Annotated in this window: 17 protein-coding genes; 7 read left to right on the top strand and 10 right to left on the bottom strand. The window is 69.9% G+C overall.

Features of this window, described 5'->3' with window-relative positions; all coding sequences use genetic code 11:
* Positions 1-67: 67 nt before the first annotated feature.
* From larE to IZR01_RS17980, 6 genes are all read right to left on the bottom strand, one after another.
* Complete coding sequence (gene larE / locus IZR01_RS18005) at positions 68-874, bottom strand: ATP-dependent sacrificial sulfur transferase LarE (protein WP_194893776.1); 807 nt, start codon at positions 872-874, stop codon at positions 68-70.
* Positions 871-2031: a nickel pincer cofactor biosynthesis protein LarC gene (gene larC / locus IZR01_RS18000; RefSeq protein WP_194924468.1), complete on the bottom strand. Its 1161-nt coding sequence runs from the start codon at positions 2029-2031 to the stop codon at positions 871-873. The genes larE and larC overlap by 4 nt, the downstream gene beginning before the upstream one ends.
* A complete protein-coding gene (larB, locus tag IZR01_RS17995) occupies positions 2028-2759 on the bottom strand; it encodes a nickel pincer cofactor biosynthesis protein LarB (RefSeq protein ID WP_194924467.1) in 732 nt (243 codons plus the stop codon). Before larB ends, larC begins: the two co-directional genes overlap by 4 nt.
* Positions 2756-4036, bottom strand: a complete 1281-nt coding sequence (larA, locus tag IZR01_RS17990; protein ID WP_194924466.1) for a nickel-dependent lactate racemase — start codon at positions 4034-4036, stop codon at positions 2756-2758. The genes larB and larA overlap by 4 nt, the downstream gene beginning before the upstream one ends.
* Positions 4033-4899, bottom strand: a complete 867-nt coding sequence (locus tag IZR01_RS17985) for an amidohydrolase family protein (protein ID WP_194924465.1) — start codon at positions 4897-4899, stop codon at positions 4033-4035. The genes larA and IZR01_RS17985 overlap by 4 nt, the downstream gene beginning before the upstream one ends.
* A 109-nt stretch (positions 4900-5008) precedes the next feature.
* Positions 5009-5710 carry a FadR/GntR family transcriptional regulator gene (locus IZR01_RS17980; RefSeq protein WP_194924464.1) on the bottom strand — a complete coding sequence of 234 codons (702 nt, stop codon included), beginning with the start codon at positions 5708-5710 and terminating at the stop codon, positions 5009-5011.
* A gap of 131 nt (positions 5711-5841) precedes the next feature.
* On the opposite strand from IZR01_RS17980, the gene IZR01_RS17975 reads away from it, so the two are divergent.
* On the top strand, positions 5842-7230 hold the full coding sequence (locus tag IZR01_RS17975; RefSeq protein ID WP_194924463.1) for a serine hydrolase domain-containing protein: 1389 nt from the start codon (positions 5842-5844) through the stop codon (positions 7228-7230).
* A gap of 21 nt (positions 7231-7251) precedes the next feature.
* Here IZR01_RS17975 and IZR01_RS17970 read toward each other — a convergent pair whose 3' ends face one another.
* Positions 7252-9027 (bottom strand): cellulase family glycosylhydrolase, encoded by a 1776-nt coding sequence (locus IZR01_RS17970; protein ID WP_194924478.1) that lies wholly within the window; start codon positions 9025-9027, stop codon positions 7252-7254.
* 357 nt (positions 9028-9384) lie between these two features.
* Between IZR01_RS17970 and IZR01_RS17965 the strand changes: the two genes are divergently transcribed.
* Positions 9385-10707 (top strand): glycoside hydrolase family 6 protein, encoded by a 1323-nt coding sequence (locus tag IZR01_RS17965; protein WP_194893768.1) that lies wholly within the window; start codon positions 9385-9387, stop codon positions 10705-10707.
* Here the strand turns inward: IZR01_RS17965 and IZR01_RS17960 are convergent.
* Together IZR01_RS17960 and IZR01_RS17955 are read right to left on the bottom strand one after the other, a co-directional pair.
* Entirely contained in the window at positions 10685-11761 is a 1077-nt protein-coding gene (locus IZR01_RS17960; RefSeq protein WP_194924462.1) for a LacI family DNA-binding transcriptional regulator, read from the bottom strand. The genes IZR01_RS17965 and IZR01_RS17960 overlap by 23 nt on opposite strands.
* 141 nt (positions 11762-11902) lie before the next feature.
* On the bottom strand, positions 11903-13369 hold the full coding sequence (locus IZR01_RS17955; RefSeq protein ID WP_194924461.1) for an endo-1,4-beta-xylanase: 1467 nt from the start codon (positions 13367-13369) through the stop codon (positions 11903-11905).
* A 352-nt stretch (positions 13370-13721) separates the two neighbouring features.
* Here IZR01_RS17955 and IZR01_RS17950 point away from each other — a divergent pair, with 352 nt between their 5' ends.
* The 3 genes from IZR01_RS17950 to IZR01_RS17940 all read left to right on the top strand — a co-directional run bounded on the left by IZR01_RS17950 (position 13722) and on the right by IZR01_RS17940 (position 18872).
* The gene (locus IZR01_RS17950) at positions 13722-15218 is read left to right on the top strand and encodes an arabinofuranosidase catalytic domain-containing protein (protein WP_228559683.1); all 1497 of its coding nucleotides are present in this window, start codon (positions 13722-13724) and stop codon (positions 15216-15218) included.
* Between the two features lie 117 nt (positions 15219-15335).
* Positions 15336-16766, top strand: a complete 1431-nt coding sequence (locus IZR01_RS17945; protein WP_194924476.1) for an arabinofuranosidase catalytic domain-containing protein — start codon at positions 15336-15338, stop codon at positions 16764-16766.
* 117 nt (positions 16767-16883) lie between these two features.
* The gene (locus tag IZR01_RS17940; protein WP_194924460.1) at positions 16884-18872 is read left to right on the top strand and encodes an alpha-L-fucosidase; all 1989 of its coding nucleotides are present in this window, start codon (positions 16884-16886) and stop codon (positions 18870-18872) included.
* Between the two features lie 12 nt (positions 18873-18884).
* Here the strand turns inward: IZR01_RS17940 and IZR01_RS53325 are convergent, their stop codons facing one another.
* Positions 18885-20990, bottom strand: coding sequence for an alpha-galactosidase (locus IZR01_RS53325; RefSeq protein WP_194924459.1), 2106 nt, complete (start codon positions 20988-20990; stop codon positions 18885-18887).
* 176 nt (positions 20991-21166) lie between these two features.
* On the opposite strand from IZR01_RS53325, the gene IZR01_RS17930 reads away from it, so the two are divergent.
* A complete protein-coding gene (locus IZR01_RS17930) occupies positions 21167-23032 on the top strand; it encodes an RICIN domain-containing protein (RefSeq protein WP_194924458.1) in 1866 nt (621 codons plus the stop codon).
* 115 nt (positions 23033-23147) lie between these two features.
* Positions 23148-24167: a LacI family DNA-binding transcriptional regulator gene (locus IZR01_RS17925; RefSeq protein WP_194924457.1), complete on the top strand. Its 1020-nt coding sequence runs from the start codon at positions 23148-23150 to the stop codon at positions 24165-24167.
* The last annotated feature ends 87 nt before the right edge of the window (positions 24168-24254 follow it).

The following is a 24254-nucleotide window of genomic DNA, read 5'->3' as shown; positions in this document are numbered from 1 at the left end:
CCATGCCAGTCAGCAGGCGAGTCCGACAGGGATTCCCATCGCATCGACATCGAACCCGCGGACGCGGTCAGCCCTCATTGAGCCGTCCAGAACGGAACGCGCTGACCTCGATGCTGCCGGCCTCGAACCCCGCCGCCTCGACTGCTTCCCGGACTCCGGCCAGCGCCGCGACCGCCTGGACGTCGGCGGCGGGCACCTCGACCCGCGCCGCCGTGCCGAGGTCGCGCACCCGCAGGTCGGTGACCGGGATGCGGGCCTGCGCCAACACCGCGCGCAACGCGGTCTCCGCGCGGTCGACGCGCGCCAGCCGGTGCGGCGTGACCTCGATGCCGTGGCGGATGCGGCTGGCCAGGCACGGGGTGGCGGGTTTGTCCCAGGTGGGCAGCGACCGCATCCGGCTGATGTCGCGCACCTCGGTCTTGGTGAGTCCGGCCGCCAGCAGCGGGGTGCGGATTCCGCGTTCGCGGCCGGCGGCGATCCCCGGGCGGAACGGGTCCGCGGCGTCGTCGGCGTTGGTGCCGGTGGCGACCTGGGTGAAGCCGTGTTCGGCGGCGAGGGCGACGATGGTGTCCAAGACCTCGGACTTGCAGAAGTAGCAGCGGTCTTGGCCGTTGGCGCGGTAGCCGGCGCTGCGCAGCTCGTGGGTGCGGGGCGTCAGGTGTGGCACGCCTTGCGATTCGGCGAACGCCCGGGCCGGGTCGAGCTCTCCGGACGCGAGGCTTTCCGAGACCGCGGTGACGGCCAGGACGTCGCCGGGCCCGAGCGCCCGCACGGCGGCCGCTAGCACCAGGGCTGAGTCGGCGCCGCCGGAGTAGGCGACCGCGAGGCGGCCGTAGCCGCCGATGATGTCGAGCAGTGTGTCTGCGGCGCTCACGCGGCACTCCCTGATGAAAGTCGCATCGCGCGTTCGGCGACGGCACGCAGCGGGAGCCCCAGCCGACCGGCGGCGGCGACGAGGTCGTCGTGCTCTGGTTTGGCGCCGTGCGGGCCGTGCTTCACACTGACCGGGACGCCGTCGATGTGGACGGTCTCGAACCACCGCGGCAGCACCGTGCGATCGACGGTGCCGCGGCGGACGCCGAGGGTGCCGGTCTCGGCGAACAGCAGCTCTTGCAGCGCGTCGCAGTCCTGGGGCCGGGCCAGCAGGTGCAGGACGTGGCCGGGCCGGCCCTTCTTCATGACCGCCGGGGTCGCCCACGCGTCGAGGGCTCCGGCCTCCAGCGAGCGGGCGATGACGTGGCCGAGGACCTCGCCGGTCACGTCGTCCAGGTTGGTCTCCAGGACGGTCACGACCTCACCGTCGCCGTCGCCACCGCCGCGCAGCCGCTCGCCGAGGGTCACGGCGACGACGTTCGGCCGGTCGGGGAGAGCGCGCGTGCCCGCGCCGTAGCCGGTGGCGCGCACCGTCATGGCCGGCACCGGATCGAAGCGCGTGTTGAGCGCGCGCAGCAGCGCCGCGCCGGTCGGGGTCACGGTCTCACCGGGGATATCAGTGCCGATGACCGCGGCCCCGGTGAGCAGAGCCAGCGTCGCCGGAGCGGGAGCCGGGATGAGGCCGTGGGCACTCCTGACTCGCCCCGTGCCCAGCGGGAGCGGCGCGCACACGACGTCGTCGACGCCGAGCGCGTGCATGGCGGCCGCGACGCCGACGACGTCCACGATCGTGTCGTGGCCGCCGAGCTCGTGCAGGTGCACGGAGGCCGGATCGGTGCCGTGGATGCGGGCTTCGACCTCTGCGATCGCCCGCAACGCCGCGACGGCGCGCGCCGCGACCGGCTGGGGCACGGCCGCCGAGGCCAGCGCGATGAGCTCGGCGGCGCGGCGTTCGGCGGCGTGATCGGTGACGCGGACGTGGACGCGGGTGGCGGCCAGACCGTGGTCGCTGACCCGCTCGGTGGTCAGTTCCCAGCCGGTCAGCCCGGTGGCCGCGATGGCGGCCCGGACCGGCTCGATCGGGGCTCCGGCAGCCAGGAGCGCGGCGAGCAGCATGTCGCCGGCCAGGCCGGTGAAGGGGTTGATCCAGCAGATCACCGGCGGTCCTCCAGGACGCGGGCGAGCCGGTGGGCGGCCATCGCGGCGCCGAACCCGGAGTCGATGTTGACCACGGTGATGCCGGCCGCGCAGGAGGTGAGCATCGCCAGCAACGCGGTGACCCCTTCCAGGGCCGCGCCGTAGCCGGTGGAGGTCGGGACCGCGATCACCGGGCAGCGCACCAGACCGCCGACCACGCTGGCCAGTGCCCCTTCCATCCCGGCGACGACGATCACCGCGTCCTGGGACCGCAGTCGGTCGCGGACTTGGAGGATCCGGTCGAGCCCGGCGACGCCGACATCGTGGACGGCGGTGACGTCCAGCCCGATCGCGGTCGCGACCGCGGCGGCCTCCACGGCGACCGGGCGATCGGAGGTTCCGGCCGCGACGACCGCGACCCGGAAGTCCCGGCTGCTCGCCGGCCTCCATACGAGCAACCGCGCCTCGGCGTCGTAGTGCCCGAGCACCGCGTTCGGTGCCGCCGCCGGGCTGGCGGGGCCTGCCGAGGCGGCCAGTGCCTCCGCCACCCGGTCGAGCACCGCCTCGGCGGTCTCGGGTTCGATGCGGGTCACCAGCACCGGGCCGGTGTTGCCGTCGAGCAGAGCCCTCGCGATCTCGGCGATCTGCTCCGCGGTCTTGCCGGGGCCGTAGACCACCTCGGGCAGCCCTTGCCGCTGCTCGCGGCCGAGATCCAGCCGGGCGAATCCGAGATCGAGTATCCCGCTCACGACACCGCGTCCGCGAGGTAGGGAATGGTCTGCGGGCCTTCGGGCAGCACACACAGCCGCGCACCTGTTCCGGCGCGCGCCAGCGCTTCGGCGACGGTGGCGGAGATGTCAGCGGTCTGTTCCAGGTGCGCGGTCGCGAGATCGGCGTCACTGAGATGGGATGTGTGCATGACGACGCGGCTTCCCGACTGGATGCGCGCCTGGATCTGCACCTGCCACTGGTCGGGGACGGTCTCGGCCCGGGCGCTGATGGCGTCGAGCAGGGCCCGCGGCGACGCCGCCGAGGCCAGGACCTCGCGGTAGGAGCCGTGGTCGGGGAAGCCGTCGCGGCACTCGGCGGCGCAGACGATCGTCCCGCCCGGCTTGACGACCTGGTACGCCGCGGACATGCCTTTCACGGCCTGGTAGAGGTTCTGGTCCAGCGGGAAGCCGGAGTTGGTGGTGACCACGACGTCGAACGGCGCCTCGACCGCCCGCATCGCGGTCCGGCGCGCGAGCGCGGTGGCCGCGGCGTGCATCGGCGACAGGTCGCCGCCGAAGGCCGCGACGATCTCCTGCTCCCGGTTAAGGACCACGTCGAAGGCGAAGGTGACGCCGGTGGCCTCGGCGATGGCGCGCACGTCGTCGTGGACCGGGTTGCCGTGGATGACGCCCCAGGCGGCGCGGGGGTCGCCGATGCGGGAGGCGTCGTGCAGCACCAGGACGGTCTCCAGCGCGGCCAGCCCCGGGGCGACCAGCTTGGGCCCGCCGGAGAACCCGGCGAAGAAGTGCGGCTCGACGAAGCCGGTGGTGATCCGGACGTCGGCCTCGGCCCATTCCCGGTTCAGCCAGACCGGGACGCCGGCGCCGAAGGTGCCCATCCAGGCGAGCTGCCCCGGATCGCGGGCGTCGTGGTTGACGATCCGGACGCCGTCCACGACCTCGTCGCCGAACATCCGCCGCAGCTCGGCGTCGCTGTTGCCGCGGTGGGTGCCGGTGGCGACCAGGATCACCACGTCCTCGGGCCGGACCACGCCGTCCAGTTCGGCCAGGATCGCGGGGATCATCAGGTGCCGGGGCTGCGGCCGGGTGCCGTCGCAGGCCGAGATGGCGACGGTCTGGCCGCGGCGCACGCGCTCGCGCAGGGGCGGTCCGGCTACCGGGTCGCGCAGCGCGGCCAGCAGGACAGCGCTCTGGTCGGCCGCCGCCTTGTGGTGGACGGGTTCGACGACCGTGGTCACCGCCGGATCCACGTCGATATCGAGGCCTGATTCGCCGTACGCGAGCCGGACTCTCATTCCGGCCCCGCCGGTACCGCCGGCAGCCAGTAGGCGCGGGCCGCGGTACCGCCGAAGACGTCGGCACGCTCATCGGAACTCAGGTGCGCGGTCAGGCTCTCGGCCGCGTCGCAGACTTCGTCATAGGTGGCGGCGAGCAGGCAGACCGGCCAATCGGAGCCGAACATCACCCGGGACGGGCCGAAGGCCTCCAGAACGGTGTCGGCGTACGGCCGCAGATCGGCGATCCGCCACCGGGAACGGTCGGCTTCGGTGACCATGCCGGACAGCTTGCAGTAGACGTTCGGCTCGGCGGCCAACTCCCGCAGCCGCGAAGCCCAAGGCTCCGTCTGGCCCGAGGCGATCGGCGGTTTGGACAGGTGGTCCAGCACGAACGTCAGCTCCGGCAGGGCGCGCACGGTGTCGATCGCGGCGGGGAGCTGATGCGGCACGGTGAGCAGGTCGTAGACCAGGCCCGCCTCGGCGACCGCGCTCAGTCCCCGGCGGACGTCGGGCCGGTTCAGCCACGCGGGATCAGACTCGGCCTGGACAAGGTGCCGGATTCCGACGAGCTTGTCCCCGCCGGTCACCGAGCCGAGCGCGTCCAGGACGTCGGCGATGGGCCCGGCGGTGAGATCGGCCCAGCCGATCACCCCGGCCACCAGATCGGAGCCGGCGGCCAGGGTCAGGAAGTCCCAGGTCTCGTCCAGGTCGGGCAGGACCTGGACCAGGATCGTGCCGTCGATCCGGGCGGCCGTCGTCGCGGCGCGCAGGTCGGTGAGCGTGAAGTCCCGGCGGATGGCTGCCGTGTCCGGTCCGTCGAGCCAGCCCTGTGGCCGGTCTCCCAGCTTCCACAGATGGTGGTGGGCGTCGATGCGGGGCATCAGGGCTGCCCGACGACGTTCCGCTGGCCGCTCAAGCTCAAGTTCGAATTCAAGCTCAGGGCTGTCGATGTCGGCTTGGCGACATGCCGGTCAAGTCTCACGCTTCGTCTCACGCCTCGTCCTCGTCCTGGTGGTCGGCGAGGCGGTCGCGGAACCAGTTCTGCGTGGCGCTGATATGCATCAGGGCCGCGGCCTCGGCCAGCGCCGCGTCGCCGGCGGCGAGCGCGTCGTAGATGGCCTGGTGTTCGGCGATGGTGCGGTCGGCGACGGCGTCGTCGACCAGACCGCGCCAGATCCGGGCCCGCACGGTGCGGCTGGAGATGCCCTCCAGCAGGGAGGCGAGGGTCTGGTTGCCGGTCGCGGCGAACACTGCGCGGTGGAACGCGGCGTCGTGCCGGTTGAGCAGTTCCACGTCGTCCTTGGCCGCGCGCATCGCCGCCAGCTGGCTCTGGACCTCGCCGAGCTCCGCGGCGGTGATCCGCGCGGCGGCCACACCGGTGGCGATCGGCTCGAAGAGCCTGCGCACCTCGGATAGTTCCAGCTGGGTGTCGCCCTGGAGCAGTTCGAAGGCCGCGCCGAGCCCTTCGAGCAGGACCGCCGGCTCAAGGCTGGTCACATACGTCCCGTCGCCGCGCCGGATCTCCAGCACCCGGGCCACCACCAGCGCCTTGACCGCCTCGCGCGTCAGGTTCCGGGACAGCCCCAGCTCTGAGGCGAGCTGCTGTTCCGGAGGCAGCCGGGATCCCGGCGGCAGCTCGCCGGACACGATGAGCTCCCGGATACGGGTGATCGCCTTGTCGGACAGGGACATGCGCGGCAGCGTAACAGCGACATCCCATGACTGGGAAGGAAATGCATCCCATGTCTTCCGGCGCGGAAGAAGGGTTCAGGACCAGACCGGTATAGTCCCCACCGCATCAACGATCTCTGACTGGAGCCCCGATGGCGCCCCTTCCGCGCTCTGCGCCCTCCGCCCAAGCCACTGACGCCCGCGGCGTCATCGCCTTCCTCGACGCGATCGAGGGTGTGCCCGGGATCGAGCCGCACGGCGTCATGCTGCTGCGCCACGGCCAGGTGATCGCAGAGGGCTGGTGGGCTCCGTACACCCCGGACGAACTCCATCACCTGTACTCGCTGAGCAAGCTCTTCACCTCCACCGCGGCGGGGTTCGCCTGGGCCGAGGGGCTCTTGGACCTCGACGCCCCGGTCATCTCCTATTTTCCGGAGCTGGACGCGGAGGTCACGGATCCGGCGAGCCGCTCGATCCTGGTCCGGCACGTCGCGTCCATGTCCGCCGGACACAGCACCGAGCAATGGGACCGGGCCCTGACCGCGGACCCGGACGAACCGGTGCGCGGCTTCCTGCTCGAACCGCCGGACGGCACCCCTGGCGTCACCTTCGCCTACAGCCAGTCCAGCACCTTCGCCCTCGGCGCGATCATCCAGCGCGTGGCCGGACAGTCGCTCGTGGAGTACCTGCGGCCTCGGCTGTTCGAGCCGCTGGGGATCGGCGAGGTGTTCTGGCTACGGCACCCGGCCGGACGAGACCTCGGTTTCGCCGGTCTGCACGCCACCACCGAGGCCGTGGCACGGCTCGGGCAGCTGTACCTTCAGGGCGGATCCTGGGACGGGCAACAGTTGCTGGCGCCGGAATGGGTCGCCGAAGCCACCCGCGCGCACGTGGACAACAGCGGCGGCGGCGACTCGGAGTCGGATTGGGCCAAGGGGTACGGCTTCCAGTTCTGGATGTGCCGCCACGGCTATCGCGGCGACGGCGCATACGGCCAGTACTGCGTCATCCTGCCCGAACAAGACGCGGTCCTCGCCATGACCTCCGAAACCCATGACATGCAAGCCGTGCTCGACGCGGTATGGACCCACCTGCTGCCCGCTTTCGACCGCGAGGGTCCGGCGGCGTCCGACGCGGAGCTCAGCCGACGGCTGACCGGACTCCACCTACCGTTCCCGGACGGAGAAGAGATCCCGGACAGCGAATTCACCGCTGCCCGCTCGGATCTGCGTTTCCTGCAACGGGTCACCCTCGGGCCGCGGACACTGACGCTGCATGAGGAGGACGGCACCACCACGACCCTGCCTTTGGCCACCGGTACCTGGCCGATCGCGGGGCACATTGCGGCGCGCGCCGCCAAGACTGATGCGGACACCGTGACCGTGCACTTGCAGTTCACACTGACGCCACACAAGCTCCGCATCATCTGCGATCTGCGGAGCGGCACCTTCGAAGCGGCCTGGCGGACAGTTCCCCTCATGGACCCGTCGAAGGTCACACTGTCCGCCGTGGCCGACCCCGCACACCGCCTGGGTCTGTGATTCGCCAGCTCCTGTGACTCGTCAGCTCGCTGTGCACACCGGAGTGGGCGCCGGGTTGGCACCGCTGTAGCTCCCCTGGAAGCCGAAGGAAGTGGTGCCCGCCGGTGCGATGACCGCGTCGGAGCTCACCGCGGTGAAGGTTTCGCTTTGCCCGCTGTGGGCTTCGGTCGCGTTCCAAGCGTTGGTGACCTGCTGACCGCCCGGCCACGTCCAGCCGACCTGCCAGCCGCGGGTGGCCGCGGTCCCGGTGTCGGTGATCGTGACGGTGGCCGTGAAGCCGTTGTTCCACTGGTTGGTCACCGCGTACGCCGCGGTGCAGCCGGAGTCGGCTCCGGCGCCCTGTGTCGTCGCGGTCGCCGGGGCCGAGGCCGGCGACAGGTTGCCGGCCGCGTCGAACGCCTTGACCGTGTAGGTGTAGGCGGTCGAAGGGCTCAGCCCGGTGTCGGTGAACGTCGTGCCGGTCGTGGTACCGGCGAGCACACCGCCGCGATAGACGTCGTAGCCGGTGACGCCGACGTTGTCGGTCGAGGCCGTCCAGGACAGCGCGACCGAGGTGGACGTGCTCACGGTTGCCGCCACACCAGTCGGGGCCGTGGGCGGCGTGGAGTCCCCTCCTCCCCCGCCGCCGCCGAACCCCGGCGCCTTGATCGTGGCCAGGTAGCCGTCCTTGACGGTGTCGACCGTGGTCCAGTCGTCGTTCAGGATGCCGCCGGTGTCGCCGGAGTCCGGGTTCCAGGACCAGAAGGTCCATTGGTAGGAGTCGGCGCCGTAAGTACCGGTCGGTCGTAGGTAGGACACCAGGGCCTTGAGCCACACCTGGTCGGTGGTGGAGGCCAGGGTGGTGCCGAACTCGCCGACCCAGACCGGCGCGGTGTTCGTCTCGAACAGGTAGCCCCAGTTCTTGTCCCAGATCCCCGGCATGTTGGCCGGGAAGGACGGGTCGGTGAACCACGGCTGGCTGGCCACGCTGGTGGCGTAGTCGTGGGCCGAGTACACCAGCTGGTTCGGGACGTTCAGAACCACGGGATAGGCGCCGGCCCCCTGGAGGTTCCCGCCCCACCAATAGGAGCTGCCGTTGTAGGTCTGCACGCCCTCGACGAAGATCAGCAGGTGCGGGTTCGCCGCCAGCACCGCGTTCCCGGCCCGTTCGGCGGCCAGCCGCCAGTCGATCGTGACGTCCCCGCAGCCCCAGCACGCCGGGTCGTGCGGTTCGTTGTGCAGGTCGATCCCGACCACCGTCGGGTTCCCCTGGTACCGGGTGGCCAGCGCTGTCAGATCATTGATCCAGGTGGATTCCGGGACGGTCGGGGTGTACCAGAGAGCTGACTGCCCACTGGAGTCCGGCCGGTGCCGGTCCAGGATCACCTTCAGCCCGATGGCGCCGGCGTAGTCCACGATCTTGTCCATCACCTGCAACGAGGTCAGGCCCTGCAGGTCGGTGTTCATCTGGTAGAAGTTGATGCTGTTCGGCATGGTGCCGGGCTTGAAGATGTCGTCGCTGTAGGGCAGCCGGATCGTGTTGTAGCCCAGCGATTTCATCTGGTCCATCATCGACTTGTAGTCGCGGGTCCAGAGCCCGTGGACCACGTAGTTGTTCGTCTCGAAGCCGAACCAGTTGACGCCGGCGATGCGGACCGGCTGGTTGGCCGAGTCCAGGATGTCGCGGCCGCTGGTGTGCCAGTAGCCGGCGCCGGCCGCCGCGGCCGGCTCGGGTACCGCCGCAGCCGGTTTGGACGCCGCCGCGGTCGGTTTGGACGCCGCGGTCGCCGGCTGGGCGGCGGTCATGGCGACGAGCATGATCAGCGCCGCGAGCAGGGCTCCGGCCGCCTTGTATCCGGGCAAGCGTCGAAGGCTGATTCGGCGCATGGCGACTCCTGTCTGCGCGGTCTGTGGTCGGTCGTGTTCACTACAGGACACGAACACCGGCCCGGCAACCGGCGCACCCGACGCGCCATCCGGCGCCGGGCACGAAACCGCTTGTCAGCGAAGCTGCCCGGAAACATCGGCGAAACCGGCGGCCGTGAAACTTTCATCGCCGGCCGGCCCCGACGCCGCCTTGAGCAGCAGGTCCGGAGCGGCCCGGACCGGCGCGTTGACGGGGTCGCGACACGCATGGACAGTGCGGGAACCGACCCTCGCCGACAGTGGGGAATCATGCTGCCCAGAACCGTAGGACTCCTACTCGCCGTAGGCTTGGCGGTGAGCACGGCCGCGACCGTCAGCCCCGCCGCCACCGCCTCGGACGCCACGTCAGTCGTCGCATCCGCCGCCGCCCCGGCGCCGGCCGGCCACACGCTGCCGCCGGACACGCGCTTCGCCGTCACCCCCGACAACGAGGCCGCCCGCCAAGCACTGACCGATCTGCACCAAGGCGACCTCACCGATGCCGCGGCCATGGCGAAGCTGGCCACCTGGCCGGAGGCGACCTGGTTCACCGGCGGCACGCCGGACCAGGTCCGCAGCCAGGTCCAGGCCACCGTCCGGACCGCCGCGGCCGAGCGCGCCGTTCCGGTGCTGGTCGCCTACGACATCCCGCTGCGCGATTGCAGCCAGTACTCCGCCGGCGGCGCGGCGTCCGATGCCGCCTACCAGCAATGGATATCAGCGTTCGCCCAAGGTGTCGGCGCCGGCCGGGCCGTGGTGATCGTCGAGCCCGACGCGCTGGCGAACCTGCCCTCGGACTGTAGCGCCACCACCGATCCGACCGGTGCCCTGACCGCCGGGCGCATCGCCGACATCAAGTACGCCGTATCCGCGCTCGAAGCCAAGCCGCAGACGGTCGTCTACCTCGATGCGGGCAACAGCCAGTGGCACTCCGTCGGAGACATGGCGCAGCGCCTGATCCAGGCCGGCGTCAGCCAGGCCCAAGGCTTCTTCCTGAACGTGTCCAACTACCAGCCCACCGACCAGAGCGACCACTACGGCACCTGGATCTCCCAGTGCGTGTGGTTCGCCACCGACGGTCCGGCATGGGCGGCCGGGCACACCGACTACTGCGCCAGCCAGTACTACTCCTCGGCCGCGCCGAACGACGGGAAGCCCGGCGACGCGGTGTCCCCGACCGACCCGAGTACCTGGCACTGGACGGACGCCTGGTACGACCAGAACGTCGGCACGCCCCCGGCCGGGCAGCTGACCCACTTCGTCGTGGACACCAGCCGCGACGGTCAGGGTGCTTGGACCCCGACACCGGGCAAGTACACCGGCGACCCCCAGGTCTGGTGCAATCCGCCCGGCCGCGGGATCGGCGCCGAACCCACCGCCGCCACCGGTGTGGCGCTCGTCGACGCCTACCTCTACATCAAGACGATCGGCGAGTCCGACGGCAGCTGCACCCGCGGCACCGCCGGCCCCGGCGACCCCGAGTACGGCGGCACGGTGGATCCGGCGGCCGGCGCCTGGTGGCCCGCCGAGGCGCTCACCCTCGCCGCGAACGCGGTACCGGCGCTGACGTTCAATCCTCGGCTGTTTCCCTGAGCCAAGTCGGCGAGGTCGGCCGCAAAAAGGCCGGCCGCGCCGACGGCCGCGGCGCCGGGCCCGTACTGCCGCGCAGCGAGATCGGCGGCACGAACAGCCGGTGCCGGGCGGGCGCGTCCGGGTCGGCGAGGCGCTCGACAAGAAGGTCCATCGCGATGGCGCCCATCTCCAGTGCCGGGACGTCGGCGGCGGACAGCGGCGGGCGGAACTCCTGAGCCCACTGGTCCGCCGCGACCCCGGCGATGGAGAACGTCCTCGGGATCTCGTGGCCCGCTCGCTCCAGCCCGCGCTGGACACCCGGCAACGCCGCCTCGTTGACGGTGACGATCGCGGTCGTCGCCGGGCGGGCGGCCAGGATCTCCGCCACGCAGCGCTCGCCGCCGGCGATATCGTCCTCGCAGCAGAACTCTGATCCGCTCACCGCGCGCCGGCCGACCGCCTCGGCGAACCCCTCCCGCGCCCGCCGGCCGGGGCCGTAGCCGGCGGCCACCATGCCGGCCGGCCGGTTGACCAGCGCGATGTGCCGGTGACCGAGGTCGACCAGGTGCTCGACGCACTGGCCGACCAGCGTCGCGTAGTCCACGTCGACCCACCACGTCCCGTCCGGTTCGGCGACCCGGCCGATGGTCACGAACGGCGTCTGGGTCTGCGCGAGGCTGGCGACGCGCGGATCCCGCAGCCGGATCTCCATCAGGATCACGCCGTCCACCCGCCGCCCTCCGACCAAGCGCTCGAACGAGCCGTCATGGTCGCCGCCGGACGGCGAGAGCAGAACGTCGAGGTCGACCCGGGCCGCGGCCTCCACGACGCTGGCGACGAAGCCCAGCTGCATAGACGTCAGCCGGGCATCGGCAGGCGGGATCACCAGGCCCACCGTGCGGGTCCGGCCCTCCTTCAGCGCGCGGGCCGTGGCGCTGGGGCGGTAGTCGAGTTCGTCTATCACCTGCTGGATCCGCCGCCGGGTCTGGTCCGAGACCGGGCGCTTGCCGCTGAGCGCGTACGACACGGTGCTGCGCGCCACCCCCGAGCGGCGCGCTACCTCTCCGATGTTCATGGCTCTCCGCGGTCGGCAGGTCGAATCGATCGGTGATCCGAAGTGTACGGCCGTGACGAGCCAGGCCGCACCGGGCCCAATCGATTTGCGCGCCCGGCCTCAGTCGGCCGGGCGCGCTCTCACAGACCTACCCGAAAGTTCTCAGCTGAGGGTCCATTGCTGGTTGGTCTGGCCGTTGCAGGTCCAGAGTTGGACCAGGGCTCCGTCGGCGGTGGAGGCTCCGCTTACGTCGAGGCAGAGTCCTGATTGGACGCCGGTGATGGTGCCGTTGGAGTTGAGGGTCCATTGCTGGTTGGTCTGGCCGTTGCAGGGCCAGATGATGACTTTGGTGCCGTTGGTAGTGCCCTTGCCGTTGGCGTCCAGGCAGTCGGTGGTCCCGGAGTCGGTGACGGCGAGCTCACCGGTGGAGTTGTGGGTGAAGCTCTGGTTGCTTTGGCCGTTGCAGTCGTAGATCTGCACCTGCGTGCCACCCGTGGTGGTGGCGTTGGGCACGTCCAGACACTTACCGGCACCCACCGCGTGCAGCGCACCACCGGAAGAACCGCCGCCGGGTGTTCCGCCGAGAGCACTCACCGTGGCGTTGTAGGAGGGCTTGGGCTGGTAGTTCTGGTCATACATCGTGGCCGCGCCCCATCCGGAGAACGTCCCGGGAATCCAGGAGTCGGGGTCTCCCACACCCCATTGGGAGATCCCGACGCAGCGGCTGACGGCGAGGCAGTCCTTGACGACCGCGGTGTAGTCCGAGGCCTGCTGTTGGAGGTTGGCCGAACTGGCCGGGAGCTGGATCCGGTCGTCGAGTTCGGTCACCGCCACGTCCAGGCCCAAAGCGGCGAAGCGCTGCATGTTCGCCTGCATGTCGGACGGTATCTGCCCGAGGATGAAGTGGCTCTCGAAGCCGATGCCGTTCAGCGGCACGCCCTGCGCCAGCAGCGACTGCGCGAGGCTGTACATGGCGTTGCTCTTGGCGTTCTCGCCCTCGATGTTGTAGTCGTTCAGGTAGAGCTTGGCGTTCGGGTCGGCGGCGTGCGCCGTGCGGATGGCGTCGGCGATGTAGCCCGAGCCCATGGCGTTGTAGAACGTGTCCTGGCGCAGCGAGCCGTCGTCGTTGAAGGGTTCGTTGACGACGTCCCAGGAATACACCTTGCCCTTGTAGTGCGTCGCCTCGGTGGTGATGTGCGCTTCCATGGCGCCCTGGACCTGATTCGACGGCAGAGCGCTGACCCATCCGGGCAGCTGGCTGTGCCAGACGAGGTTGTGGCCGCGCACGCGGAGGTTGTTGCTCTGGGCCCAGGAGACGATCTGGTCGCCGGGACCGAAGTTGTAGGACCCGTTCGAGGGCTCGATCGTGTCCCACTTCATTTCGTTCACCGGCGTGACCATGTCGAACTGCGCGCTGGCGACGTTCGCGATCGTGCCGCTCAGGCCGCCGTCGGCCAGGGCCGTGCCGAAATACCGGTTCTGCGCTTCGGCCAAGCTCCGCAGCGACGTCGCCGCGGCGGCCGGCTGGACGGTGAGGGCCGCGGCGGCCGGGACCGCCAAGGCGACCGCGGCCGCCATGGCCAGGCCGCGGGCCAGGCCGCGACGTGCCGGGATTCTGCTCTGGATCATCAAGAACTCCGCTGGTCGGACAGGACTGGGGAACAGCTCGCGACAATCGGCCCGGCATCCGTGGTGGGCGAAGCTGTGACTCCCACGAAAGCCCGCGGCGGGCGCGGTGTCAAGAAACTGCGAAAGTTTCGTAGCTCCGCCGAAACAACTTGACTGGTCATCAGAGAGCTCTTGACAGAACACACAACGTGCAGCACCGTCTAGCGCCGAGACACCCCCGCGACATCCGCTCTGCCGAGCGCTGGCCGCGGGCCGAAATGTTAGCGCTAACATTCCGCCGCTCCGGACCGGCAGCCGAGGGCGTCGGAGGGCAGCGCCCCTCATCCGAAAGAGTCGCGTTCTAGGAGCTCAGATGACACACAGCGCAGCGCTATCCGGAAGTCCACCGGTTCGCCACCGATTGCGAGCGCTAACATTTCTCGCCGCGGCGGTCCTCCTCGTGGCCGGCGCCGTGGCGACCGGGATGGCCAACGCCACTCCGGCCCGCGCCGCGACCACCGGGCCCTGCGACATCTACGCCTCCGGCGGCACGCCGTGCGTGGCCGCGCACAGCACCACACGCGCGCTGTACGGCACTTACAACGGTTCGCTCTACCAGGTGCGGCGGTCCTCGGACAACGCCACGACGAACATCGGCGTGCTGAGCGCGGGAGGCTTCGCGAACGCCGCCGCCCAGGACTCCTTCTGCGCGAACACGACCTGCGTGATCACCGTGATCTACGACCAGTCCGGACGCGGCAACAACCTCACCCAGGCGCTCGGCGGCGGCGCCGCGCCCGGCGCGGACAACCTCGCGGTCGCCACCGCCGCTCCGGTCACCTTGAGCGGGCACGAGGCTTACGGCGTGTTCATCCCGGCCGGTACCGGCTACCGCGACGACTCCACCAACGGCATCGCCACCGGTGACAACGCCGAGGGCGAGTACGCGATCTTCGACGGCTCGCACTACAACGGCGGCTGCTGCTTCGACTACGGCAACGCCGAGACCAACAACAACGACGACGGCAACGGCACCATGGAAGCCATCTACTTCGGGAACATCCGGGTCTGGGGCTACGGCTCCGGAAACGGCCCGTGGATCATGGCCGACATGGAGAACGGCCTGTACTCCGGACAGAACGCCGGCTACAACGCCAACGACCCCAGCATCAGCGACCGGTTCACGACCGCGATCATCAAGGGCACCGCGAACCAGTGGGCCATCCGCGGTGGCAACGCGCAATCCGGAAGCCTGTCCACGTTCTACTCCGGCCCGCGCCCCAACGTCTCCGGCTACAACCCGATGCGCAAGCAGGGCGCCATCATCCTGGGCACCGGCGGCGACAACAGCCGAGGCTCGGACGGCACCTTCTACGAAGGCGTCATGACCTCCGGCTACCCCTCAGACGCGACTGAGAACGCCGTCCAGGCCAACATCGTCGCAGCCGGATACTCCACCAGCAGCACCGGTTCTTCCGGTGGTGCGCTGCACGCGGTGGGTGCCGGTAAGTGTCTGGACGTGCCCAACGCCACCACCACGGGTGGCACGCAGGTGCAGATCTACGACTGCAACGGCCAGAGCAACCAGAGCTTCACCCACAACTCCACCGGTGAGCTCGCCGTCACCGACTCCGGCACCACCGACTGCCTGGACGCCAACGGCAAGGGCACTGCCAACGGCACCAAAGTCATCATCTGGCCCTGCAACGGCCAGACCAACCAGCAATGGACGCTCAACTCCAACGGCACCGTCACCGGCGTCCAATCAGGACTCTGCCTCGACGTGAGCGGAGCCTCCACTGCCGACGGAGCCCTAGTCCAACTCTGGACCTGCAACGGCCAGAGCAACCAGCAATGGACCCTCAGCTGAGGCTCCGGCTTTCCAGAAGGCTTCATCGAATCGATTCGAGAACCGTCACATCTCGGAGGTGAAACAGTGTTCAGATCCATCCTCACAGGAGTCCGCAGACCCCTGCGCCCGGTGCTGATGCTCGCGTTCGCGGCCATCCTGGCCGTGGCCGGGATCCAGGTCGGGGCGACGACCGCGCGCGCCGCCACGTCGCTGCCCTGCGACGTCTACGCCAGCGGCGGTACGCCCTGCGCTGCCGCGTACAGCACCGTGCGTGCGCTCTCCGCCTCGTACGACGGGCCGCTCTACCAGATACAGCGCGCGTCGGACAGCAGCCGCACGGACGTCGGCCTGCTGGCCGCCGGCGGCTACGCCAACGGCGCCGCGCAGGTCTCGTTCTGCGCCGGCACGTCGTGCACCATCACGAAGCTCTACGACCAGACGTCCCACCACAACGACATGCCGATCTCGTCGGGCGGGTTCTGGAAGGGCCCGGGTCCGAACGGCTCGGACGTCGGCGCGGACGCCATGGCCCTGCCGGAGACCGTCGACGGCCACCAGGTCTTCGGCGTCAAGGTCCATCCCGGTGTCGGCTACCGCATCGACAACACCGCCGGCCTGCCCACCGGATCGCAGCCGGAGGGGGTCTACATGGTCACCTCATCCAGCTACTACAACTCGCAGTGCTGCTTCGACTTCGGCAGCGCCGAGACCGACCACAGTGACGACGGCAACGCGACGATGAACGCGATCGAGTGGGGCAACGCGTGCTGGTTCGGCGGCTGTACCGGACCGGGGCCATGGGTGGAGGCCGACCTGGAGAACGGCATGTACAGCACCAACACCGGCCCGAACACCTCGAACAACCCCGGCGTGAACCATCCGTTCGTGACCGCGTTGGAGAAGAACAACGGGACGTCGAACTTCACTCTGAAAAACGGGGACGCGACCACCGGCGGCCTCGCGACGACGTATTCAGGGCCACTACCGAACAACTACAGCCCGATGAAGGTACAGCCGGACGTCGAACTGGGCACCGGCGGCGACAACAGCAACGGCGGCCAGGGCGAGTTCTTCGAGGGCGCCGTCACGACCGGTTTCCCCACGGACGCGACCGAGAACGCGGTCCAGGCGACCATCACCGGCGCCGGCTACTCGGCACCGGCACCGCCGCCCGGCGGCGCGCTGCACGCGGTCGGCGCGGGCAAGTGCCTGGACGTGCCGAACGCCACCACGACCGGTGGCACGCAGGTGCAGATCTACGACTGCAACGGCCAGAGCAACCAGACGTTCGCGCACAACTCCACCGGTGAGCTCGCCGTCACCGACTCCGGCACCACCGACTGCCTCGACGCCAACGGCAAGGGCACTGCCAACGGCACCAAAGTCATCATCTGGCCCTGCAACGGCCAGACCAACCAGCAGTGGACCCTCAACTCCAACGGCACCGTCACCGGAGTCCAATCAGGACTCTGCCTCGACGTAAGCGGAGCCTCCACCGCCGACGGAGCCCTCGCCCAACTCTGGACCTGCAACGGCCAGAGCAACCAGCAATGGACCCTCAGCTAAGGCTCCCCCCAAACGCCGGGGCGGCGCTGAGGGATCGCCGCCCCGGCCCCCTCCTGATCCAGTACCCATCGAGCACTGACCTCGCCGGAGGCTCCCGCCACGTCGAAAGGACGTCGAATGCCCTCCTCCCGCTTCCCCATCAGCCGCCGCACTCTCCTCACCGCCGGAAGCGCGGGCGCGGCCGCCGCGTTCGGCCTGCTGCGTTTCGCGCCGGCGGCCTCGGCCACCGGCGGCCCGCAGAGCTACACGGCATCCTGGTCCTCCGTGGATCAGCACCCGGCGACGCCGGAGTGGTTCCAGGACGCCAAGTTCGGGATCTACTACCACTGGGGCGCCTTCTCCGTCCCGGCCTTCAGCAGCGAGTGGTATCCGCGCAACATGTACAACCCGGGCTCGATCGAGAACCAGCACCACATCGCGACCTACGGGGACCCGTCGGTGTGGCCGTACCACAACTTCATACTCGGGGCGAACGACAAGGCGGGCAACTTCACGAAGTTCGCGCCCAAGCTGACCTCGGCCGGCGGCGGCTGGGACCCGAACGCGTGGGCTCAGCTGTTCAAGGCCGCCGGCGCGAAGTTCGCCGGCCCCGTGGCCGAGCACCACGACGGCTACTCGATGTGGAACAGCCAGGCCAACGAGTGGAACTCGGTGAAGACCGGCCCGGGGCTGGACCTGGTGAGCCTGCACGCCCAGGCGATCCGCGCGCAGGGCCTGAAGTTCATGACGTCCCTGCACCACGCCTACCACTTCCTCGGCTACTACCAATACGTGCCGCAGCAGTCCACGGCGACGTTGCAGAAGCTGTACGGACAGATGGGCTCCACGGCGGAGAACCAGTTGTGGTTCGCCAAACTGGTCGAGGTGATCAACGGCTACCAGCCGGACATGATCTGGCAGGACTTCGACCTGAGCAACGTCCAGGAGTCCGAACGCCTGGCCTTCCTGGCGTACTACTACAACCAGGCCGTGGCCTGGAACAAGGACGTCGTGGCCACCTACAAGGACGGCTTCGACACCTCCGGCGAGGTCTTCGACTTCGAACGCGGCGGTCCCGACGGCCTGCTCACCCCGTACTGGCTCACCGACGACTCCATCTCCTCCTCCAGTTGGTGCTACACCGTCGGGATCGGCTACTACACGACCCAGGCGCTGCTGCACGCGCTCATCGACCGGGTGGCCAAGGGCGGCAACATGCTGCTGAACATCGCCCCGATGGCCGACGGCACCATCCCCTCCGGCCAGCAGGCCATCCTGCTCGGCATCGGCGACTGGCTCGGCCGCTTCGGCGAGGCGATCTACGCCACCCGCTCGTGGAGCTCGTACGGCGAGGGCCCGACCGCCATGGGCGGCGGATCCTTCTCCGGTCCCAAGGCCGGCACGCCGCTGGATGTCCGCTTCACCCGCAGCAAGGACAACACCGTCCTGTACGCCACGGCCCTGGGCTGGCAGGGCGGCACGATGACCGTGACCACCCTGAACTCCAACCAGATCAACCTCAGCACCCTGGTCTCCGCGCAGCTGCTGAACAACACGGCGGGGACATACACCAACCTGCCCTCGCCGGTTCAGGACGCCGGCGGCCTGCACTTCACGATGCCGTCGTCCACCGCACCCTTCAACGCCCTGGCCTACACGGTCAAGCTGACGTTCTCCGGGCAGATCCCGGCCCTGGGCGCCGGGCCCGTCCCGACCGGCTGGGCGAAGATCGCCAACGCCGCCAGCGGTCTGGTCCTGGACAGCGGCGGCGGCGTCGCCTCCGGCTCGGACCTGAAGCAGTGGAGCTACAACGGCAGCACCAACCTGCAATGGCAGCTGGTCCCGCTCGGCGGTGGCTACTTCCGGATCGTCAACAACACCAACGGCATGGTCGCCGACAGCTGGGGCGACACCGCCAACGGCGCGCCGGCCCGCCAGGCGGCGTGGAACGGCGGCAACAACCAGCAGTGGAGCCTGAACAGCGCCGGCAACGGGCTCTACCACATCGTCAACCGCGGCACCGGCACCGCGCTGGACGGCGCGGGGAGCACGACGGCCGGTGCCGCCACGGTGCTGTGGAGCCCGAACTCCAGCCCGAACAACGCGTGGTCGATCGTCGCGGTCTGACCCGAGAAACCCTCACCCGATCGCGATGAGGCAGGCGGTCCCGGGTTCAGGGAGCTGCACGGTCAGCTCACCTGTCCCCGGGATCCAGCCGATCGAGCATTTCGGGTCTTGCGGGAACAGGACGCTGACATCGACATCACGGCCCTTGAGATGCGGTATGAGCAGCGTCTGCCCGGCGGCGGACTCCTCCCCGGGACGGCGCCACACAGTCACGTAGGTCGTCGCCGCGCCGCGCAGCCCCAGCGCGATCCAAGGGTCTGTCCAGCCCGGCAGTCCCAGCGGCCACAACGGCACAGAGGCCGCAATGTCCGTACGGATCCGTTTGTAGACGGCGACCGCGTCGGCGACCTGGGCGTGCTGCTCCGGCGTCATCCGATCCAAGTGCCCTGAGAGGTAGAAGCGGCCGAGCAGTGCGTTGCACAACGCGAAGGCGTTCTCGGCATCGCTGAAATCAGGCTGCGGATACGCCCAGTTCGCAGCCTGCTCCGGGGCGATGGCGGCCGGCGCCGCGGCGGCGATCGACGGGTAGCGGTAGTGCTCCTGCTGGTCGCTGGTCGACTGGAGTTGGAGACGGGACAGCATCGCGTAGTCGCTGCGCATGGCGCCGGAGGCGCAGTTCTCCAGCGTCAGCCCGGGGTGGCGGTCTAGGACGCCGTCGAGCCAGGCCAGCAACGCTCGTTCGTGGCCGAGCAGGCCCGCGCCGGGATCGCCGGTGGGCAGGTCGGTGCCCGGGCCGGGGTTCACGTTGTAGTCGAGCTTGAGATAGCCGACCCCGTAGTCGGCCACGAGCCGGTCGACCACGGCGTCGAGGTGTCCGACCGCGGCCGGGTGGCGAAGGTCGAGGTGATACCGGCCGTTGTCGACGACACGCTCACCGGCACGCTGGAAGAACGCGGCGTCGGGCAGCGTCTCGGCCAGCGGGCTGCGCACGCCTACCACCTCGGGTTCCAGCCAGAGTCCGGGAACCATGTCCCGGGCCCTGATCCGGTCCACGACCTCGATCAGGCCGCCGGGGAAGCGGACCGCCGACTCCTCCCACTCCCCGACCGTGTTCCACCACCCCTCCCACCCGGCGTACCAACCCGCGTCGATGACGAAGTACTCCGCACCGGCCTCGGCCGCGGCGTCGATCAGGGGCCGCAGACGCTCAGTCGTCGGGTCGCCCATCACGGTGTTCATGTAGTCGTTGAAGATCACCGGGAGGTCGGCGTGGTCCGGATGCGGGCGCCGCAGAGCCCTGCGATAGGCGGTCATGGCCGCAGTCGCCTCGGCGAACCCGTCGCCGCCGTCCCCTGAAGCACCGATGGCGACCGCCGCGGGGACCGTCGTGAATTCGCCACCGGGATGGAGCCCCTGGTGCCACTGGTGGTCGCGGTCGGTCGGTCCCAGCAGCGCGACGTACGCGATTCCCGTGTACTCCCCCACCTCCCAGCGCCATCCCCCGGGACTTTCCACTTGCCACATCAGGGTCCGTCCACTGTCGCGGGCGGTCAGCGCCCCCATGGGCAGGTGACGCCCCGTCGACCAGGTCCCCTGGCTGGTCCGCGAAAAGCTGCTGCGCGCCTCTTGGCGGTGCCGGCCGAAGTTCATGTCGACGAGCACCTCGCGCAGCGCGCGCCGCTGCCAGCGGCCTTCGGCCAGCCATTCGTTGTCGGCGTGCCAGACGTCCAGCCCCGCCACCCCGCCGTCGCCGTCGGCGATGCCGCCCAGAATCATGGACGTGACCGACTCCACGACCAGGCTCTGCTCGCCCCGGTTGGCCAACCGGACCCAGCTCTGCACCGCGCTGACGCCGTCGGGGGTGCGCAGATGCACCTGGGCGGTCAGCCCGGTGTCCGGATCCGCCAGATCGACGCGCAGGCACAGCCATCCGCCCTCGCGGGACTCCTCATGACGCTGATATGCCAGGCGCTCGCCGAACACGGTCCCGGTGGCGCGCTCGGCGGCCGCCCACCGTCCGTGCCCGGCGACGAGTACTTCGACCAGGGGCAGCCCGTCGGAGGGATCGACCGGACCGTCCGGGCCCACTCCGACGATCCGGACGCGGCGCTGTGTGTCGACGTGGAAATCGACGCGCAGCGCCGCGTGGCCCCAGGAGAACGTTGCTTCGTCTGTCACGCGTACCCCAGATCTCGATGATCGCTGTCAACCGCTTGCGGAACGGCCGGCTCGGTCTGTCTCTTGACCGATACCTGACTCGTCGTTAGCTTCTTCCATCAGAAACATTCGCGCAATGATAGCGAAACTTTCGCTCCGCCTCGCCATCCCAGCACCGCCACCCTGTCGGAGGGGCCATGCACAGATCTGCCCGTACCCGTTTCCTGCACCTCGGCGCGGCCCTCGCGCTGGCCGCGGGCGGCACGATCGCCGCGGTCGCACCGGCGGCGTCCGCTCAGCCGCTGGTCTCCGCCAGCACCTCCGCCACCGTCACGGTGAACGCCGACCAGTCCCTGGCCACGCTTCCGGCGACCGGCACGGGGGTCAACTTCGCCGTCTACGACGGCACCATCGCCACCTCGCCAGTCCAAAGCGCGCTGCGCACCGGAGGCCTGGGCGCCGTGCGCTATCCCGGCGGCAGCTACGCCGACGCCTACCACTGGCAGACCAACACCGTCGACGGAGGCGGCTACGTCGCTCCGAACACCGATTTCGACGACTACATGAGCACCGTCCGCGCCGCCGGAGCCCAAGCGGTCATCACCGCCAACTACGGCTCCGGCACTCCGCAGGAGGCCACGGCCTGGGTGCAGTACGCGAACGTCACCAAGGGCTACGGCGTCAAGTACTGGGAGATCGGCAACGAGCAGTACGGCAACGGCGAATACGGCTCCAAGTGGGAGAACGACACCCACTCCAGCCACAGCGCCACGACGTACGCCACCAACCTGCTGCAGTACGCCTCGGCGATGAAGGCGGTCGACCCGACCATCAAGATCGGCGCCGTGCTGACCACCCCCGGCTCCTGGCCGGACGGCATCGTCGGCCCCGGCGACACCCAGGACTGGAACCACACGGTCCTGTCGATCGCCGGCTCGAAGATCGACTTCGTGATCGTACACACCTACCCGAGCAGCACCAGCGAGGCCGACCTGCTGACCAAGCCGCAGGCCCTGGTCCCCGGCATGATGAGCGCCGTGCACTCGCTCATCAACCAGTACGCCGGCGCCAACGCCCCCAACGTCGGCATCGCGGTGACCGAGGCCAACGCCACCTCCTACCGGGACACCGCGCCGAACGGCCTGTTCGCCCCGGACGAGTACCTGACCCTGATGGAGAACGGCGCGTTCAACGTCGACTGGTGGGACCTGCACAACGGCACCGACTGCACCAACCTCACGACGGTGGACGGCGCCACCGATTACAACGACTACGGCATGCTCTCCAGCGGAGCCTCCTGCGAGCCGGCGCAGAACACCCCGTTCCCGGCCTACTACGGCACCGAGATGATCTCCAAGCTCGGATCGCCCGGCGACACCCTGGTGTCGGCGAGCGCTTCGACGTCGCTGCTGTCCGCGCACGCCGTGAAGCGCGCGAACGGCGATGTGGACGTCATGCTCATCAACAAGGACCCGAACAACAATGCCTCGGTCTCACTGTCCTACAACGGCTTCACGCCGGGTTCGGGCACGCCGACCGTGTACTCGTACCTGAAGAACGGCACCTCGATCACCTCCTCCGCGACCGGCAGCGCCACCAGCCAGACCGTCCCGGCGTACTCGGTCGTGGTCGTCCAGCTGCACCCGGGCACCGGCGGCTCCCCAAGCTCGACCGGCGAGCTGCACGCGGTCGGCGCCGGCAAGTGCCTGGACATCAACGGCGCCAGCACGACGGCCGGGACCCAGGCGCAGATCTGGGACTGCTCCGGCAGCACCAACCAGATCTGGACGCACACCGCGTCCAACCGGCTGACCGTCTACAGCGGCAGCAGCCAGATGTGCCTGGACGCCTACGGCAAGGGCACCGCCAACGGCACCAAGGCCGACATCTGGTCCTGCAACGGCGGGGCCAACCAGCAGTGGACCCTGAACTCCAACGGCACCATCACCGGGGCCCAGTCCGGATTGTGCCTGGATGCCAGCGGCGCCGGAACCGCCAACGGCACCCTGGCCCAACTGTGGACCTGCAACGGCCAGAGCAACCAGCAGTGGACGCTCGGCTGACGCCGCGGTCACGCTGGGCGCCGGTGCGGGCAACTTTCTGCCCGCACCGGCGAAAGTTTGCAAGGATGCCACGACCGTGGTGTATGAATAGGGCGTGGCGGACGAGGAGACGCAAGTGAGCGAGCCGGGAGGACAGCGCGAACGGGGGCCCGTGACCATCGCGCACATCGCGGAGACGGCCGGCGTGTCGGTGCCCACCGTGTCCAAGGTCCTCAACGGCCGGTCCGGGGTGTCGGAGCAGACCCGGGCCCGCGTCGAGGAGCTGATCGAGCGCTACGGCTACCGCAAACCGCCGGTCAAGGGCAACGACATCCTGGAGCTGGTGTTCCACGAGCTGGCCGGGATGCAGGCCGTGCCGGTCATCCGCGGGGTCGAGCAGGTCGCGCGCAAGCACCGGTTCGGCGTCGTGATCTCCGAGTCCGGGCCGGCCGCCGCCACGGCCACGGCCGTGGACGACCTCCTCGAACGGCGGCCGCGGGCGGTGCTGGCGGTGGCCCGGCTGTCCGAGGCCGGGCGCGACCTGCTCAAGACCCGCGGCATCCCCTACCTGGTCCTGGATCCGACCACCGAGCTGCCGGACGATGTGCCGTTCGTCGGCGCCACGGACTGGCGGGGCGGGCAGACCGCGACCCGGCACCTGATCAAGCTGGGCCACCGGCGCATCGCCGTCATCAGCGAGCCGGACCAGCTGCCGTGCCGCGCGCGCCTGGCCGGTTTCCACTCGGCGATGCAGTCCGCGGGCCTTCCGGTGGCTCCGGAATCGGTCGTCGAGGCTCCGCTGACCCGCGAGGACGGCTACGCCGCCGCGCTCGGTCTGCTGGCGCGCGCCGACCGGCCGACCGCGATCTTCGCGTCGAGCGACCTGCAGGCGCTGGGTGTCTATCGCGCGGCGCGCGAGGCGGGCCTGCGCATCCCGGAGGACCTGAGCGTGGTCGGGTTCGACGACCTGCCGGTCGGCGCGTGGGTGGAGCCGCCGCTGACCACCGTGCACCGGCCGCTGGCCGAGATGGCCGCGGCCGCCGCCGAGCTGGCGCTGAGCCTGGGACGCGGGGAGGAGCCGGCGCAGATAGGGGTGGAGATGGCCACCACGCTCACCGTGCGGGAGAGCACCGCGCCGCCGGCGACAGCAGGCTGACACCCCGTCCTGATCAGGACCCTGAACCCTGGCTGGCCGCCGGACTCGTCGATCGACGCCGCGGCCACCGCCCGGGCTGTCGAAGCG

This window comes from Catenulispora pinisilvae (assembly GCF_015356865.1).
GTDB lineage: Bacteria > Actinomycetota > Actinomycetes > Streptomycetales > Catenulisporaceae > Catenulispora > Catenulispora pinisilvae.
The sequence above is the reverse complement of the archived record's forward strand: the minus strand, read 5'-3'. Positions and strand labels throughout refer to the sequence as shown.

Coding starts and splice junctions, on each gene's coding strand:
- larA (WP_194924466.1), bottom strand. CDS start 4,036: ATGAGAGTCCGGCTCGCGTACGGCGAATCAGGCCTCGATATCGACGTG.
- IZR01_RS17985 (WP_194924465.1), bottom strand. CDS start 4,899: ATGCCCCGCATCGACGCCCACCACCATCTGTGGAAGCTGGGAGACCGG.
- IZR01_RS17980 (WP_194924464.1), bottom strand. CDS start 5,710: ATGTCCCTGTCCGACAAGGCGATCACCCGTATCCGGGAGCTCATCGTG.
- IZR01_RS17975 (WP_194924463.1), top strand. CDS start 5,842: ATGGCGCCCCTTCCGCGCTCTGCGCCCTCCGCCCAAGCCACTGACGCC.
- IZR01_RS17970 (WP_194924478.1), bottom strand. CDS start 9,027: ATGCTCGTCGCCATGACCGCCGCCCAGCCGGCGACCGCGGCGTCCAAA.
- IZR01_RS17965 (WP_194893768.1), top strand. CDS start 9,385: ATGCTGCCCAGAACCGTAGGACTCCTACTCGCCGTAGGCTTGGCGGTG.
- IZR01_RS17960 (WP_194924462.1), bottom strand. CDS start 11,761: ATGAACATCGGAGAGGTAGCGCGCCGCTCGGGGGTGGCGCGCAGCACC.
- IZR01_RS17955 (WP_194924461.1), bottom strand. CDS start 13,369: ATGATCCAGAGCAGAATCCCGGCACGTCGCGGCCTGGCCCGCGGCCTG.
- IZR01_RS17950 (WP_228559683.1), top strand. CDS start 13,722: ATGACACACAGCGCAGCGCTATCCGGAAGTCCACCGGTTCGCCACCGA.
- IZR01_RS17945 (WP_194924476.1), top strand. CDS start 15,336: ATGCTCGCGTTCGCGGCCATCCTGGCCGTGGCCGGGATCCAGGTCGGG.
- IZR01_RS17940 (WP_194924460.1), top strand. CDS start 16,884: ATGCCCTCCTCCCGCTTCCCCATCAGCCGCCGCACTCTCCTCACCGCC.
- IZR01_RS17930 (WP_194924458.1), top strand. CDS start 21,167: ATGCACAGATCTGCCCGTACCCGTTTCCTGCACCTCGGCGCGGCCCTC.